The sequence below is a fragment of the Escherichia sp. WS1450 genome, assembly GCF_046487395.1.
In the GTDB taxonomy this organism is placed as follows: Bacteria; Pseudomonadota; Gammaproteobacteria; order Enterobacterales; family Enterobacteriaceae; genus Escherichia; species Escherichia coli.
In genome coordinates this window covers 1-11,368 of sequence record NZ_JBJQJO010000044.1, presented here as the reverse complement: position 1 = coordinate 11,368, position 11,368 = coordinate 1, and the positions used below count along the sequence as shown (strand labels likewise).

The window sequence follows — 11,368 nt, the reverse complement described above, 5'->3', positions numbered from 1 at the left end:
GCGATTGACATACATCGGCGTTTCGGTGGTGTCTTCTTCGGAAATTTTCCCGCGGTTAGTCGGGCGAACATATGAGAGTTTGTGTTTGATTTTCACACGGTTCTCATCAAACGGTTCGATTTCCAGATTGAGTGAGACCTTCCCTTTGGTTTTCGTGCTCATCACACCGGAAGCGACTTCACTTAGAACTGCGCCGATTTTGGTTTCAAATACGCCGCCGTCCAGCTCCCCGATAAATGCCTGCACATCAGTACTGCGTTCACTAGCCATTTTGCTGCTCCTCATCATATCGACCCTGCAAGGTCGGTTAGTTTCTCCACAAAACAGAGAAGAACACCTGCGGTGGCAGCCGCCCGGATGGATTGGGTTATGAGCCCGTCGTCCGATGATGTTCTTCTCTGTTTTGTAAAAAGAGCGGTACCAGCCGGAAGCAAGTGTACAAACTGGTACCGCCAAAGCAGTGGCTGTTGTGATGACCGGTGCTGATCTCCGGCTTGCGGTTATTTCAGACTCTCACGGGCATTTAATTGCCCCGCCGAACAGCTCTTTTCCGCAATATCTGCAATGTCTTTCGCGCATCAGCCTGCGCATTCACCACAACGCTGAGAGCACTTAGCCAGTTACGGCACCACACTTTGTCGCGGTTCCATAAATGCCCTCATCGTTGCACCCTGGTCTCTTCCCAGGCGTCAAACCGAATCGCCACGCTGGTTAGGCGTCTTATCAGCATCATCATTGACTTGCACATTCCGGCTACCTGGTTTGTTTGCCCGAGCAAGGAGTGGATTGTCCCCTTTAACGTCCCCAGACCGCTAACGACGCATGTGCCATACGCCGTGTTACAACCAAATTTTGTTTTAATCTTGCCTGTGTCATGTTTCTTTTAGATACATTATGTATCTCATAGGTACATTGTCAAGTATAAAAAAACCTGCCGAAGCAGGTTCATAAATATTGATTAGGCCTTTATTGTGTATCTTCTTGGTTTTCCCGAGAAAATCACTGTACCAATTATAGAGCAATTACCGTTAATCTTAATGTAAGGCTCAGGCCAGTTTGGGTTTAATGCTTTGAGATAACGCTGTGTTCCATCTTCTATCAACCGCTTGAAGGTGGTTTCGCCTGAATCGTGCATCAATGCAATAACGTCGTCACCGTGGCAGGCAGGGACTTCAGGATCAACAAAAATCATGTCTCCCGGGCGGTACTCATCAATCATTGAATCACCAATCACCCGCAAGATATAAGTCATTTCGCCACAGGGTACAGGGCAGGGATAAGTTTCTGCTGTGCTCAAATCAACCTCAGAATAGCCAACTTCTTTCCATGCTCCGGCCTGTACCCATGATATGACAGGGACTAACGTTATTTGTTTGTTAGTGATTGAAACATCAGGTTTTTTTGTGATGTTCGTGGTCTGGTGTTCTTGATCAAGCCATCCGACAGGCAGGTCGAAACATTTTTCGATGTGCCGCGCCATGCTGTCACCGATATTTTTAGTAGCACCATCTCCCATAAACCTGCTGGTCTGGGTTGGCTCGCGATCAATCATGGTGGCAAAGGAAGAATTCCCGCCAACACCATCTCTCAGTTTTCTGGCGTTAGACCGCCGGATGTCATGGACTGTTTTCATAAAGAAATTAAAACCTTTGTACCGATAAGGTACAAGTATCTTGAAGGTTCATCTCAATCATGTAATATGTATACCGGAGGTACATATTGTATGAAAGCGTATTGGGACTCTTTAACCAAAGAACAGCAGGGCGAGTTGGCCGGAAAAGTTGGCTCAACACCAGGCTACTTACGGCTGGTTTTCAATGGTTATAAAAAAGCCAGTTTTGTGCTGGCTAAAAAACTTGAGCAATGCACGTCAGGTGCAATTACGAAATCTGACTTAAGACCGGATATCTATCCGAAAGATTAACAGAACACCTTCAATTTTTAACCACAGAACGATGAGGCTAACCGTGGGTAAGCATCACTGGAAAGTAGAAAAACAGCCTGAGTGGTACGTGAAAGCTGTCAGAAAAACTATCGCGGCGTTGCCGGGGGGTTACGCTGAAGCTGCTGAGTGGCTGGATGTAACAGAGAACGCTTTATTCAACCGCCTTCGTGCAGATGGCGATCAGATTTTCCCGCTGGGATGGGCAATGATTTTACAGCGCGCGGCTGGCACTCACTACATTGCGGATGCTGTCGCACAGTCTGCTGGTGGGGTGTTTGTATCGCTTCCTGAAATTGAGGAAGTAGAGAACGCCGATATAAACCAGCGCCTGCTGGAAGTCATCGAACAGATCGGGAGTTACTCAAAGCAGATTCGTTCGGCAATCGAAGATGGGGTAGTGGAGCCACACGAGCAGACAGCAATTAATGATGAGTTGTATCTGTCAATTTCGAAGCTCCAGGAGCATGCAGCACTGGTCTACAAAATCTTTTGCGCTCCAGAAAAGAGTGACGCCCGCGAGTGTGCAGCTCCGGGCGTCGTGGCGTTTTGTGTCTGTGGAGAAACTAACGCATGAACAGTTTAACGGCAAATAACCGTTTGTCGCAACAGCTGGTGGTCAGTGTCGCTGCACACCTGTTGTTACGGCATGAATGCAGATTACCAAATCACCTGGCTGTAAGTAACCACAGAGAACTTTACCTGACTGTGGGGGGCGAGTTGTGCAGGAACTTAACCGCTGGTTTCGTGACGGAAGAGGGCTTTATGTCCATGTTATTCGTTGGGAGCCAGAAACACAGCGCGTTATCTATCTTCGCAAAGACTACCCGCATGAGTGCTTTAGTCCTTTGTGGAAATTCAGGCGTGATTTTGTTGAGTGTGAAGGACCACCAGCACATTGATTCTGCCATTCCGGGACGTTACACTGTTCAGGCACCTTATAAAGCGGGTGCCGGGATTGGCGTCCTGGAATTGATCAAGGCGATATATGACGCGCCAGCGTCTTTTTTATCGTCCGCATTTGCTCACATCAAAGTTATGGTGGGCTGGGCGGGGGCATCGAAAGATGCGCCGGTTTCCTTGATCACCGGTTACGCCAACCCCGTTCAGTTCACCACCAGCGAAATTGGCGTTTCCGGTGGTGGAAGTATTTCACCGATCAAGGAGGCTGCCATCATGGCTACTGTCCCAGCCCTCACTCGTCTGAATGATGAAGACTTACATAAACTCAGTTATGTAACAACTGCACTACGTGCTCTGCGCAAGGTAACTCTTTCGGATCCGCAGGCGCATCAGGTTCTGGTAGAAACCCTTCTTAACTTGCAGGCTGAACGTATTCGTCTGGCGGATAAGGCTAATTTTCATATTCACCGTCTCCTGAATATCAGCGGAGGGCATCGTCATGCTTAATCCGTTGATCCTCAATATTTGCCGTTTGCTTCAGCGTAAAAAAACATCAATTCCTACAGTTGGGCAGTGGTACACCACGCCTGCAGGGCATGTTCTACGTGTTAGCCTGGTTGACCGTGAATGCCAGAAGGTGATTTGTGAACCGCTGGGCCGTAATTACCGCGTCAGTATGCCGCTTATAGCCTTTTGCTCCGGAAAAAACATGAAGCATCTCGGAGGTGCAGCATGAGTATGGAGCTGATGGTTAAAGCGATGAAAATTCGAGTGGGTAATCCATTGCGAAAACTGGTTCTGATCAAGCTGGCTGATAATGCCAGCGATCAGGGTGAGTGCTGGCCCAGCTACCAGCATATTGCTGACCAGTGCGAGATTAGCAAACGTTCTGTGATGAATCATATTGCGGCCCTTTGTGAGTCCGGGCTGGTAAAAAAAGTCACCCGGAAAGGTGAAAAAGGTAACTCAAGTAATATCTATCTCCTTCATCTGGATGGTGCAGGAGATTCACTAGGGGGTAGTGCAAATAATTCACTATCTGGTGCAGCAAATTCACCATGTAGTGCAGGAGTTGCACCAGGGGGTAGTGCAGGAGATTCACCCAGAACCAGTCACTCTTTTGAACCAGTCAAAGAACCAGTCAATGAACCAATAGCTGTTGGTGCATCTGCTGATGAGTCTGTGCGAGTTCGTTCAAACCGACCGGAATACTCTCCGGAGTTTGAGCAGGCATGGCTGGCATATCCCAAACGTGCTGGTGGCAATTCAAAATCTGCAGCCTTCAAAGCCTGGAAAGCCCGTTTGAATGAGGGGGTAAACCCCGAAACCATGCTGGAAGGTGTGAAACGCTACGCGGGCTGGGTATCTGCGATGGGTAACAGCGGCACACAATTTGTGAAACAGGCTGTCACGTTCTTTGGTCCGGATCGTCATTTCGAAGAACCCTGGGAAGTTCCTGCGGTATCTGCAGCCAGACGTGAGGACCCGTACTTCAAAGCCAGTTACGACAACGTGGACTACAGCCAGATCCCGGCAGGATTCAGGGGGTGATCATGAGTCTTTTGAATGAAGTTCAGAAATTCATTGAAGCCCATCCGGGGTGTACTTCCGGAGACATTGCGGATGCTTTTGCAGGTTACTCACGGCAGCGCGTTCTGCAGTCAGCAAGCAAGTTACGTCAGAGTGGGCGTGTGGCTCACCGTTGTGAAGGAGATACACGCAGACATTTCCCACGCCTGACTGAGAGAGCGCAGGAGCCGGAACCACAACCAGTTCGTGAAACCAAACCTGTGCGCAATTTCTATGTCGGCACTAACGATCCCCGGGTGATTTTGTGCCTGACCCGCCAGGCTGAAGAGCTGGAGTCCAGGGGTTTATACCGTCGTGCTGCAACGGTGTGGATGGCGGCATTCCGAGAAAGCCACTCCCAGCCAGAACGAAACAATTTTCTGGCGCGTCGTGAGCAGTGCTTACGGAAAAGCAGCAAGCGAGCTGTATCGGGTGATGAGTGGTATCTGTCAAGGAATTACGTGGGGGCTTAATGAGTAATAAATATTGCCAGGAGCTGGTGGAACTGCGGAACAAACCAGCCCATGAACTGAAGGAAGTGGGTGATCAGTGGCGCACGCCGGACAACATTTTCTGGGGAATTAACACCCTGTTTGGCCCGTTTGTTCTGGATCTGTTCACTGACGGTGATAACGCCAAATGTGCCGCGTATTACACGGCAGAAGACAACGCGCTGGCGCGTGACTGGTCAGAACGCCTTGCGGAGCTTAAAGGTGCTGCCTTTGGTAATCCTCCATACAGCCGCGCCAGTCAGCATGAGGGGCAATACATCACCGGCATGCGTTACATCATGAAACATGCCAGTGCCATGCGTGATAAGGGCGGGCGCTATGTTTTCCTGATCAAAGCGGCCACCAGCGAAGTGTGGTGGCCGGAAGATGCAGATCATATTGCTTTTATTCGCGGGCGTATTGGTTTTGAACTGCCTGCCTGGTTTATACCGAAGGACGAGAAGCAGGTGCCGACAGGCGCTTTCTTCGCTGGTGCTATTGCTGTTTTCGACAAGACCTGGAAGGGACCGGCAATCAGCTACATCGGGCGTGATGAACTTGAGGCATGTGGTGAGGCGTTTCTGGCGCAGGTTCGCCAGCAGGCGGAAAAACTGGTCAGGGAGATGGCGGCATGACGACGTTAACTCAATGCCAGCAGCAGGTGCTGGATATGCTGATTTCTTACCAGAAAGAACGTGGCTTCCCGCCAACCAATCAGGAGGTGGCAACCATACTGGGATACCGTTCAGTGAATGCAGCGGTGGAACATCTTCGCGCACTGGAGAAAAAAGGCGTCATCACGATAAAGCGTGGCGTGGCCCGGGGTATCACTCTTCATACCGCGGTGAAGGACGACGACAGCGAGGCGGTCGGGATTATCCGCTCACTGCTTGCCGGTGAGGAAAACGCCAGGCTGCGTGCAACCCACTGGTTACATGAGAGAGGCCTGAAAGTATGAAGCTGATCCTGCCTTTCCCGCCCAGCGTGAACACGTACTGGCGACACCCCAACAAAGGGGCATTTGCTGGTAAGAGCCTGATAAGCGCGGCGGGGCGAAAATTTCAGAGCGCGGCGTGCGCAGCAATAGTTGAGCAGTTACGTCGTCTGCCGAAACCAACGTCGGCACCTGCTTCAGTGGAGATCGTGTTGTTTCCTCCGGATAACCGGATCCGCGATCTGGACAACTATAACAAGGCGCTGTTTGACGCCCTGACCCACGCGGGGGTGTGGGAAGACGACAGTCAGGTGAAAAGAATGCTGGTGGAGTGGGGACCGGTTATCCCGGAGGGGAAGGTCGAGATCACTATCAGTAAGTACGAAAAAGCGAGTTGCAAATTAGCAACTCGGTAACGGAATTGAGCAACACCCTAAATTTGGGTATTACCTCGTTAAAGATACTGTATTTATGAACAGTGTATCCTTGATAACTATTAAAAATCGCAGTAAGTTCATCCTGCATCAACGAAAAGGGAGTGCAGTCCCGCTCGTGGATAAAAATTTGTGGAGAAACCAATGAATCAGTTGCTTGTAATTGATGGCGTTTCTGTGCGCCAGTACTTCGAATCTAACTACTGTCTTAACGACCTTCAGAAAGCTGCTCTTCTTGCCGCTGGTGAGAATCGCTCCTCCCGTTCGCTGGAAGTTCACGAGTTTATGCGTCGTCCTGAAACGAAGGCTCTTGTGGAATTATTGGAAGAAGAAACTACGGGAGATTCCCGTAGTATTCCTGTCATCACCATTCAGGGGCGCAATGGTGGGACGTATGTCTGTAAAGAGCTGGTCTATGCATATGCAATGTGGATCAGCCCGGCATTCAGCTTAAAAGTGATACGTACTTTTGATGCGCTTCATAATTCATCACCAGAAGAAACCACATCCGACAAAATTAAATCCGGGGTCATTCTGCTTGAATCAGCAGCAAAGACTCTAAATCTGTCAAACTCCTCGAAACTTGGTGCATACCAGAAATTATCAAAGGTAGCTGGTCTTCCTGAACTTATGCCGATCTATGCCATTGATGCACCTGCTGATGCGCCAGATGGTTCAAGCCGCCCTACGCTGTCGCTGAGTGCACTGCTGAAACAGTATGGTATCCGCCTTACGGCTAATCAGGCATATCACCAGATGGCGAAGCTGGGGATCGTTGAACAACGCGAACGATACAGCCGTACCGCGATTAACAACATCAAAAAATTCTGGTCGCTGACAGCGAAAGGTTGCATGTTCGGCAAGAACATCACCAGTCCCGCAAATCCGCGCGAGACGCAGCCGCATTTCTTCGAATCCCGATTCCCTGAGCTGTTAAAGCTGCTCGATACCGTTCATTGAGGTGACCGTGAGAGCACTACTGACCCCTGAAATTGCCCCGCGTATGGGGATCGTATTGTTCAGGCCAGGTTCAGAGCTGATGCCCCTGTTTATGCAGGGGCGTGTCCTGCTGGAGCCTGAGCCGGAACGTTATTCATCTTTCGCCAGTGGTGCCGTTCCGGCGGCATCACAACCGCTGGCGGATGATCCTGCCGTTCGGGCCGTGTTCCGCAATGAGGCAGTGATCCGTCGTGCTGGTGGCGTGGAATGTCTTGAAAGCTGGTTACTTCGTGAAAAAGGCTGCCAGTGGCCTCATTCCGACTGGCACAGCGAGAACATGACAACAATGCGACACGCGCCGGGCGCAATCCGTCTGTGCTGGCACTGCGATAACCAGCTGCGCGATCAGTTCACGGAACGGCTGGAATCAATGGCAACGGATAACTGTGCCCGCTGGGTGTTGTCTGTCGTGCGTCGGGATCTCGGTTTTGATGACAGTCACGTTGTGACAATGCCGGAACTGTGCTGGTGGCTGGTTCGTAATGATCTGGCGGATGCCTTACCGGAAAGTGCAGCCCGTAAGGCACTGAGATTACCGAAGCCTGTTGTGCCATCTGTCACCCGGGAAAGTGACCTTGTGCCTTCGGTTCCTGCCACCAGCATCATCCAGGATAAAGCGAAAAAGGTGCTGGCGCTGAAAGTGGATCCGGAGTCGCCGGAGTCTTTTATGTTACGCCCAAAACGTCGCCGCTGGGTTAATGAAAAGTACACGCGCTGGGTTAAGACGCAGCCGTGTGCATGTTGTGGAAAGCCTGCTGATGATCCCCACCATCTGATAGGCCACGGTCAGGGGGGAATGGGTAAAAAAGCGCATGATCTCTTTGTGTTGCCTTTGTGCAGAAAGCATCACGACGAGCTGCATGCGGATACCGTGGCATTTGAAGTGAAGTATGGCTCCCAGCTGGAGCTGATATTTCGTTTTATCGATCGTGCGCTGGCAACTGGTGTGCTGGCCTGATTTTGTGGAGAAAGTTGATGCGTGATATTCAAATGGTTCTTGAACGTTGGGGGGCATGGGTCGCAAATAATCATGAAGACGTGGAATGGTCAGGCATTGCCGCCGGATTTAAGGGGCTGATACCGTCAAAAGTAAAATCGCGATCGCAGTGTTCCGATGATGACGCGATGATTATATGTGGTTGTATGGCTCGCCTGAAAAAGAACAACGCCGATATGCATGACATGCTGGTTGATTACTACGTATATGGGATTACGTTCATGAAGTTAGCAAGGAAACATGGATGTTCGGATACTTGCGTTGGTAAGCGCCTGCAGAAAGCGGAAGGAGTTATCGATGGCATGTTGATGATGCTGGATGTTCGCCTTGAGATGGATCGATATGTGAGCACAAATTATTCGATACGTCGTAAAACTGCGTCCTCCAGGGCAGGGATATAAGGCGTACAAAATAAAAAATGGGCGCAAAGCGCCCAAGCATAAAAACCAAAAAGGTTAATAAATAACAGAAAGTTCGTTGGAAAAGTTAAGTACTGTCCAACGTTTTGCAGTGGCATGAGGGCACCACTTTATATGCCAGAAAAGTTCTCACTCCCCCGGCATATTCTTACAGAACAAATCAGAACTGATAAACCAGACCAACAGCGACAATATCGTCGGTTGATACTCCTGTTCTTTCAGTGAATTTATTTTTATCGAGCATATTGATTTTGTAATCTATGTATGTAGACATATTTTTGTTGAAGTAATAAGAAGCCCCGACTTCAACGAATTTTTCAATATATCCGTCATCATGTTTTTTACTAATATCAGTACTGGATGAAAGGTTTTTTGCTTTAGAGTGGGTATAAGCAAGAGACGGGCGTAATCCAAAGTCGAACTGGTATTGTGCCACAACAGTGAAATCTTCGGTTTTATTCGCCACTCCTGAAATATTATCACCATACGATATTGCACGGGTATTATTTGTTTCACCATAACTGGCAGCCAGGTACAGATTATTTGCGTCATATTTTACCCCGGTGGCCCACTGTTCAGCTTTTTTCCCTTTACCAAGCTCAGCCTTTTTCTGATTTTTAGTACGATCAGCAGCGCCGTATGCTGCGACAAAACCAAATCCTTCATATTCATAGCTGACAGAGCCACCTACACCCTCTCCGTTTGAAGTATCTGGTTTATCCTTGCGTTCATTTTTTCCCAGATACTGAATTGCAAAGCTAAGCCCATCGACCAGTCCAAAAAAGTCAGTGTTGCGGTATGTGGCAACACCGCCTACACGACCAACGAAGAAGTTATCGTCTTGCGCTGCGGTAGGTCCAAACTCCGGGAAGACGTCAGTGTAGCTTAATGCGTCGTACACCACGCCGTAGTTACGACCATAATCAAGAGAGCCAGCATCTGCAAGCTTCAGACCAGCGTATGCCAGGCGAGTCTTGTTTCCAGTTTGAGCTCCATCCCCTTCAGGGTTGTTCCCCTGGAAATTATATTCCCACTGACCAAAACCAGTAATATAATTATTTATTTGGGTTTCACCTCTGAATCCAAGGCGTGCGTAAGTCTGATCTCCGTTTTGGTCCTTATCAGAAGAAAAATAATGTAAACCAACTGCTTTACCGTATAAATCCACTTTGTTTGCATCTTTATTGTATATTTCTGCTGCATTTGAAGACGTTGCCAGAAATACTGATGCTGCTACAGCAGAAAGTGCCACTGTTAAATTTTTCATTTTTTATCCTCTGGTGGGAGTTAATTGGACGACAAAATGCTATCAGGATGAAAATTTAATTTCTGTGTATAATGTATACAAGGAAAATTAAGGAGTCCGATTCTTTATATGTGACCACTATCACAAAATAAGAAGTCATGCAAACTAATAAATAGATGGCTATCTTTCACTCAGAAAATTAAGATCAATCTTTTTTATTAGAAGTGCTAAATATATTTAATTATTTGGGTTTATGAGTTATTTATATAACCTTAATAAAGACATTACTTTTGAAGAAAAATACGTGCATAGATGAATGCATAATCTTTAATTGTATCTTGCCAAACGTCGCAACAATCCAGAGATTGTCTGTGGGGTGAATCATGCAGCATGCAGGGTATGAACAAACACTTTACGATCGTAAAAGTATGCATATCATGGTAAGAGTGGTTCCTACGCCACACAACTTAAACCCGCCGCCGTGCGGTTTTTTTTGTCTGCACAACAGGTAAGAGCACTGAACCCGCAGACCTCGCGGAACTGGTGAAAGGTGCCGCGCAGTGCTCTTATCGTTGTGGTGAATGCTCAGGCTGATGCGCGAAAGACATTGCAGCTATTGCGGAAAAGATCTGTCCGGCGGGGCAATTAAACGCCCGTGAGAGTCTGAAATAACCGCAAGCCGGAGACCTGCGCCAGCCACCACAACCCAAACCGAGCCGTAGCCACTGGCTGTCGTGAATTCATCAGTGACAATTATGCTGCGGCCTTCTTTTTCCCCTTCCTAATACAAGAACTACGCAATCCGTTACTGGCGGAGGCGTTGCTATGAAATCCATGGATAAGTTAACAACGGGTGTTGCCTATGGCACCTCAGCAGGTAGTGCCGGGTACTGGTTTTTGCAGTGGATTGATCAGGTCAGTCCTTCACAGTGGGCTGCTATTGGTGTGCTGGGGAGTCTGGCACTGGGCTTTCTGACTTATCTGACGAATCTGTACTTCAAGATAAAAGAGGACCGTCGCAAGGCTGCACGGGGAGAGTAATTCAATGACTCAAAACTATGAACTGATTGTGAAAGGGATCCGCAATTTTGAGAATAAAGTTACGGTAACTGTAGCGTTACGGGACAAAAAACGCTTTGACGGTGAAATTTTTGACCTGGACATCTCGCTGGACCGTGTTGAAGGTGCCGCGCTGGAGTTTTATGAGGCAGCAGCCAGAAGGAGCATCAGACAGGTCTTCCTGGATGTTGCTGCCGGGTTATGTGAAGGGGATGAGCTGTCGCCGGAAAAGCGCCCCATAATTTTAGAGGCGCAGAATGTGTGGATAACCTACAAAGGAAAGCTACCGGGAAGAATTACTGGTTCTCTGAAGATGCCGCCGTCAACACTGCGGTCAGAAAAAGAGGCGTCTTGTCTGCAGTCTGAGTACTCCAT

At 48.7% G+C, this 11,368-nt stretch carries 18 protein-coding genes; 15 read left to right on the top strand and 3 right to left on the bottom strand.

Going from position 1 to position 11,368, the window contains the following annotated elements:
* Both yfdP and ACJHYR_RS25800 read right to left on the bottom strand, forming a co-directional pair.
* On the bottom strand, nucleotides 1-270 hold a 270-nt coding region (yfdP, locus tag ACJHYR_RS25805; protein ID WP_410233173.1), incomplete at its 3' end, for a protein YfdP.
* 688 nt (nucleotides 271-958) lie between these two features.
* Nucleotides 959-1,633: a LexA family protein gene (locus ACJHYR_RS25800; protein ID WP_000859460.1), complete on the bottom strand. Its 675-nt coding sequence runs from the start codon at nucleotides 1,631-1,633 to the stop codon at nucleotides 959-961.
* 90 nt (nucleotides 1,634-1,723) lie between these two features.
* On the opposite strand from ACJHYR_RS25800, the gene ACJHYR_RS25795 reads away from it, so the two are divergent.
* From ACJHYR_RS25795 to ACJHYR_RS25735, 13 genes are all read left to right on the top strand, one after another.
* Nucleotides 1,724-1,924 carry a YdaS family helix-turn-helix protein gene (locus tag ACJHYR_RS25795; RefSeq protein WP_000649477.1) on the top strand — a complete coding sequence of 67 codons (201 nt, stop codon included), beginning with the start codon at nucleotides 1,724-1,726 and terminating at the stop codon, nucleotides 1,922-1,924.
* Nucleotides 1,925-1,967: 43 nt separating this feature from the next.
* Nucleotides 1,968-2,519 (top strand): protein YmfL, encoded by a 552-nt coding sequence (ymfL, locus tag ACJHYR_RS25790; RefSeq protein WP_000515860.1) that lies wholly within the window; start codon nucleotides 1,968-1,970, stop codon nucleotides 2,517-2,519.
* 145 nt (nucleotides 2,520-2,664) lie between these two features.
* Nucleotides 2,665-2,844 (top strand): DUF4222 domain-containing protein, encoded by a 180-nt coding sequence (locus ACJHYR_RS25785; protein WP_001341559.1) that lies wholly within the window; start codon nucleotides 2,665-2,667, stop codon nucleotides 2,842-2,844.
* On the top strand, nucleotides 2,807-3,352 hold the full coding sequence (locus ACJHYR_RS25780; RefSeq protein WP_001542463.1) for an ash family protein: 546 nt from the start codon (nucleotides 2,807-2,809) through the stop codon (nucleotides 3,350-3,352). The genes ACJHYR_RS25785 and ACJHYR_RS25780 overlap by 38 nt, the downstream gene beginning before the upstream one ends.
* Complete coding sequence (locus ACJHYR_RS25775; protein WP_072837645.1) at nucleotides 3,345-3,581, top strand: hypothetical protein; 237 nt, start codon at nucleotides 3,345-3,347, stop codon at nucleotides 3,579-3,581. Before ACJHYR_RS25780 ends, ACJHYR_RS25775 begins: the two co-directional genes overlap by 8 nt.
* Nucleotides 3,578-4,396 (top strand): helix-turn-helix domain-containing protein, encoded by an 819-nt coding sequence (locus ACJHYR_RS25770; RefSeq protein WP_000061504.1) that lies wholly within the window; start codon nucleotides 3,578-3,580, stop codon nucleotides 4,394-4,396. The genes ACJHYR_RS25775 and ACJHYR_RS25770 overlap by 4 nt, the downstream gene beginning before the upstream one ends.
* Nucleotides 4,393-4,887 carry a PerC family transcriptional regulator gene (locus tag ACJHYR_RS25765; protein WP_001354510.1) on the top strand — a complete coding sequence of 165 codons (495 nt, stop codon included), beginning with the start codon at nucleotides 4,393-4,395 and terminating at the stop codon, nucleotides 4,885-4,887. Before ACJHYR_RS25770 ends, ACJHYR_RS25765 begins: the two co-directional genes overlap by 4 nt.
* A complete protein-coding gene (locus ACJHYR_RS25760) occupies nucleotides 4,887-5,540 on the top strand; it encodes a phage N-6-adenine-methyltransferase (RefSeq protein WP_001354509.1) in 654 nt (217 codons plus the stop codon). The genes ACJHYR_RS25765 and ACJHYR_RS25760 overlap by 1 nt, the downstream gene beginning before the upstream one ends.
* Nucleotides 5,537-5,863, top strand: a complete 327-nt coding sequence (locus ACJHYR_RS25755) for a LexA family transcriptional regulator (RefSeq protein ID WP_000210135.1) — start codon at nucleotides 5,537-5,539, stop codon at nucleotides 5,861-5,863. The genes ACJHYR_RS25760 and ACJHYR_RS25755 overlap by 4 nt, the downstream gene beginning before the upstream one ends.
* Entirely contained in the window at nucleotides 5,860-6,255 is a 396-nt protein-coding gene (locus ACJHYR_RS25750) for a RusA family crossover junction endodeoxyribonuclease (RefSeq protein WP_000767110.1), read from the top strand. The genes ACJHYR_RS25755 and ACJHYR_RS25750 overlap by 4 nt, the downstream gene beginning before the upstream one ends.
* A gap of 162 nt (nucleotides 6,256-6,417) precedes the next feature.
* Nucleotides 6,418-7,233, top strand: a complete 816-nt coding sequence (locus tag ACJHYR_RS25745) for a KilA-N domain-containing protein (RefSeq protein WP_001072669.1) — start codon at nucleotides 6,418-6,420, stop codon at nucleotides 7,231-7,233.
* Between the two features lie 7 nt (nucleotides 7,234-7,240).
* Complete coding sequence (locus ACJHYR_RS25740) at nucleotides 7,241-8,230, top strand: DUF968 domain-containing protein (protein ID WP_024211204.1); 990 nt, start codon at nucleotides 7,241-7,243, stop codon at nucleotides 8,228-8,230.
* A 17-nt stretch (nucleotides 8,231-8,247) separates the two neighbouring features.
* A complete protein-coding gene (locus tag ACJHYR_RS25735) occupies nucleotides 8,248-8,670 on the top strand; it encodes an antiterminator Q family protein (protein WP_001204812.1) in 423 nt (140 codons plus the stop codon).
* 178 nt (nucleotides 8,671-8,848) lie between these two features.
* On the opposite strand, the gene ACJHYR_RS25730 is transcribed toward ACJHYR_RS25735, so the two are convergent.
* Nucleotides 8,849-9,955 (bottom strand): porin, encoded by a 1,107-nt coding sequence (locus tag ACJHYR_RS25730; protein WP_000793848.1) that lies wholly within the window; start codon nucleotides 9,953-9,955, stop codon nucleotides 8,849-8,851.
* A gap of 804 nt (nucleotides 9,956-10,759) precedes the next feature.
* Between ACJHYR_RS25730 and ACJHYR_RS25725 the strand changes: the two genes are divergently transcribed.
* Both ACJHYR_RS25725 and ACJHYR_RS25720 read left to right on the top strand, forming a co-directional pair.
* Entirely contained in the window at nucleotides 10,760-10,975 is a 216-nt protein-coding gene (locus ACJHYR_RS25725) for a class II holin family protein (RefSeq protein ID WP_000839601.1), read from the top strand.
* A gap of 4 nt (nucleotides 10,976-10,979) precedes the next feature.
* Nucleotides 10,980-11,368, top strand: a 389-nt coding sequence (locus ACJHYR_RS25720; RefSeq protein ID WP_410233172.1) for a YdfR family protein, incomplete at its 3' end; no start/stop codon positions are given.

Excerpts from the sequence above, each read along its gene's own strand:
- ACJHYR_RS25800 (WP_000859460.1), bottom strand. The coding sequence starts at position 1,633 with ATGAAAACAGTCCATGACATCCGGCGGTCTAACGCCAGAAAACTGAGA.
- ACJHYR_RS25795 (WP_000649477.1), top strand. The coding sequence starts at position 1,724 with ATGAAAGCGTATTGGGACTCTTTAACCAAAGAACAGCAGGGCGAGTTG.
- ACJHYR_RS25775 (WP_072837645.1), top strand. The coding sequence starts at position 3,345 with ATGCTTAATCCGTTGATCCTCAATATTTGCCGTTTGCTTCAGCGTAAA.
- ACJHYR_RS25770 (WP_000061504.1), top strand. The coding sequence starts at position 3,578 with ATGAGTATGGAGCTGATGGTTAAAGCGATGAAAATTCGAGTGGGTAAT.
- ACJHYR_RS25760 (WP_001354509.1), top strand. The coding sequence starts at position 4,887 with ATGAGTAATAAATATTGCCAGGAGCTGGTGGAACTGCGGAACAAACCA.
- ACJHYR_RS25755 (WP_000210135.1), top strand. The coding sequence starts at position 5,537 with ATGACGACGTTAACTCAATGCCAGCAGCAGGTGCTGGATATGCTGATT.
- ACJHYR_RS25750 (WP_000767110.1), top strand. The coding sequence starts at position 5,860 with ATGAAGCTGATCCTGCCTTTCCCGCCCAGCGTGAACACGTACTGGCGA.
- ACJHYR_RS25745 (WP_001072669.1), top strand. The coding sequence starts at position 6,418 with ATGAATCAGTTGCTTGTAATTGATGGCGTTTCTGTGCGCCAGTACTTC.
- ACJHYR_RS25735 (WP_001204812.1), top strand. The coding sequence starts at position 8,248 with ATGCGTGATATTCAAATGGTTCTTGAACGTTGGGGGGCATGGGTCGCA.
- ACJHYR_RS25730 (WP_000793848.1), bottom strand. The coding sequence starts at position 9,955 with ATGAAAAATTTAACAGTGGCACTTTCTGCTGTAGCAGCATCAGTATTT.
- ACJHYR_RS25725 (WP_000839601.1), top strand. The coding sequence starts at position 10,760 with ATGAAATCCATGGATAAGTTAACAACGGGTGTTGCCTATGGCACCTCA.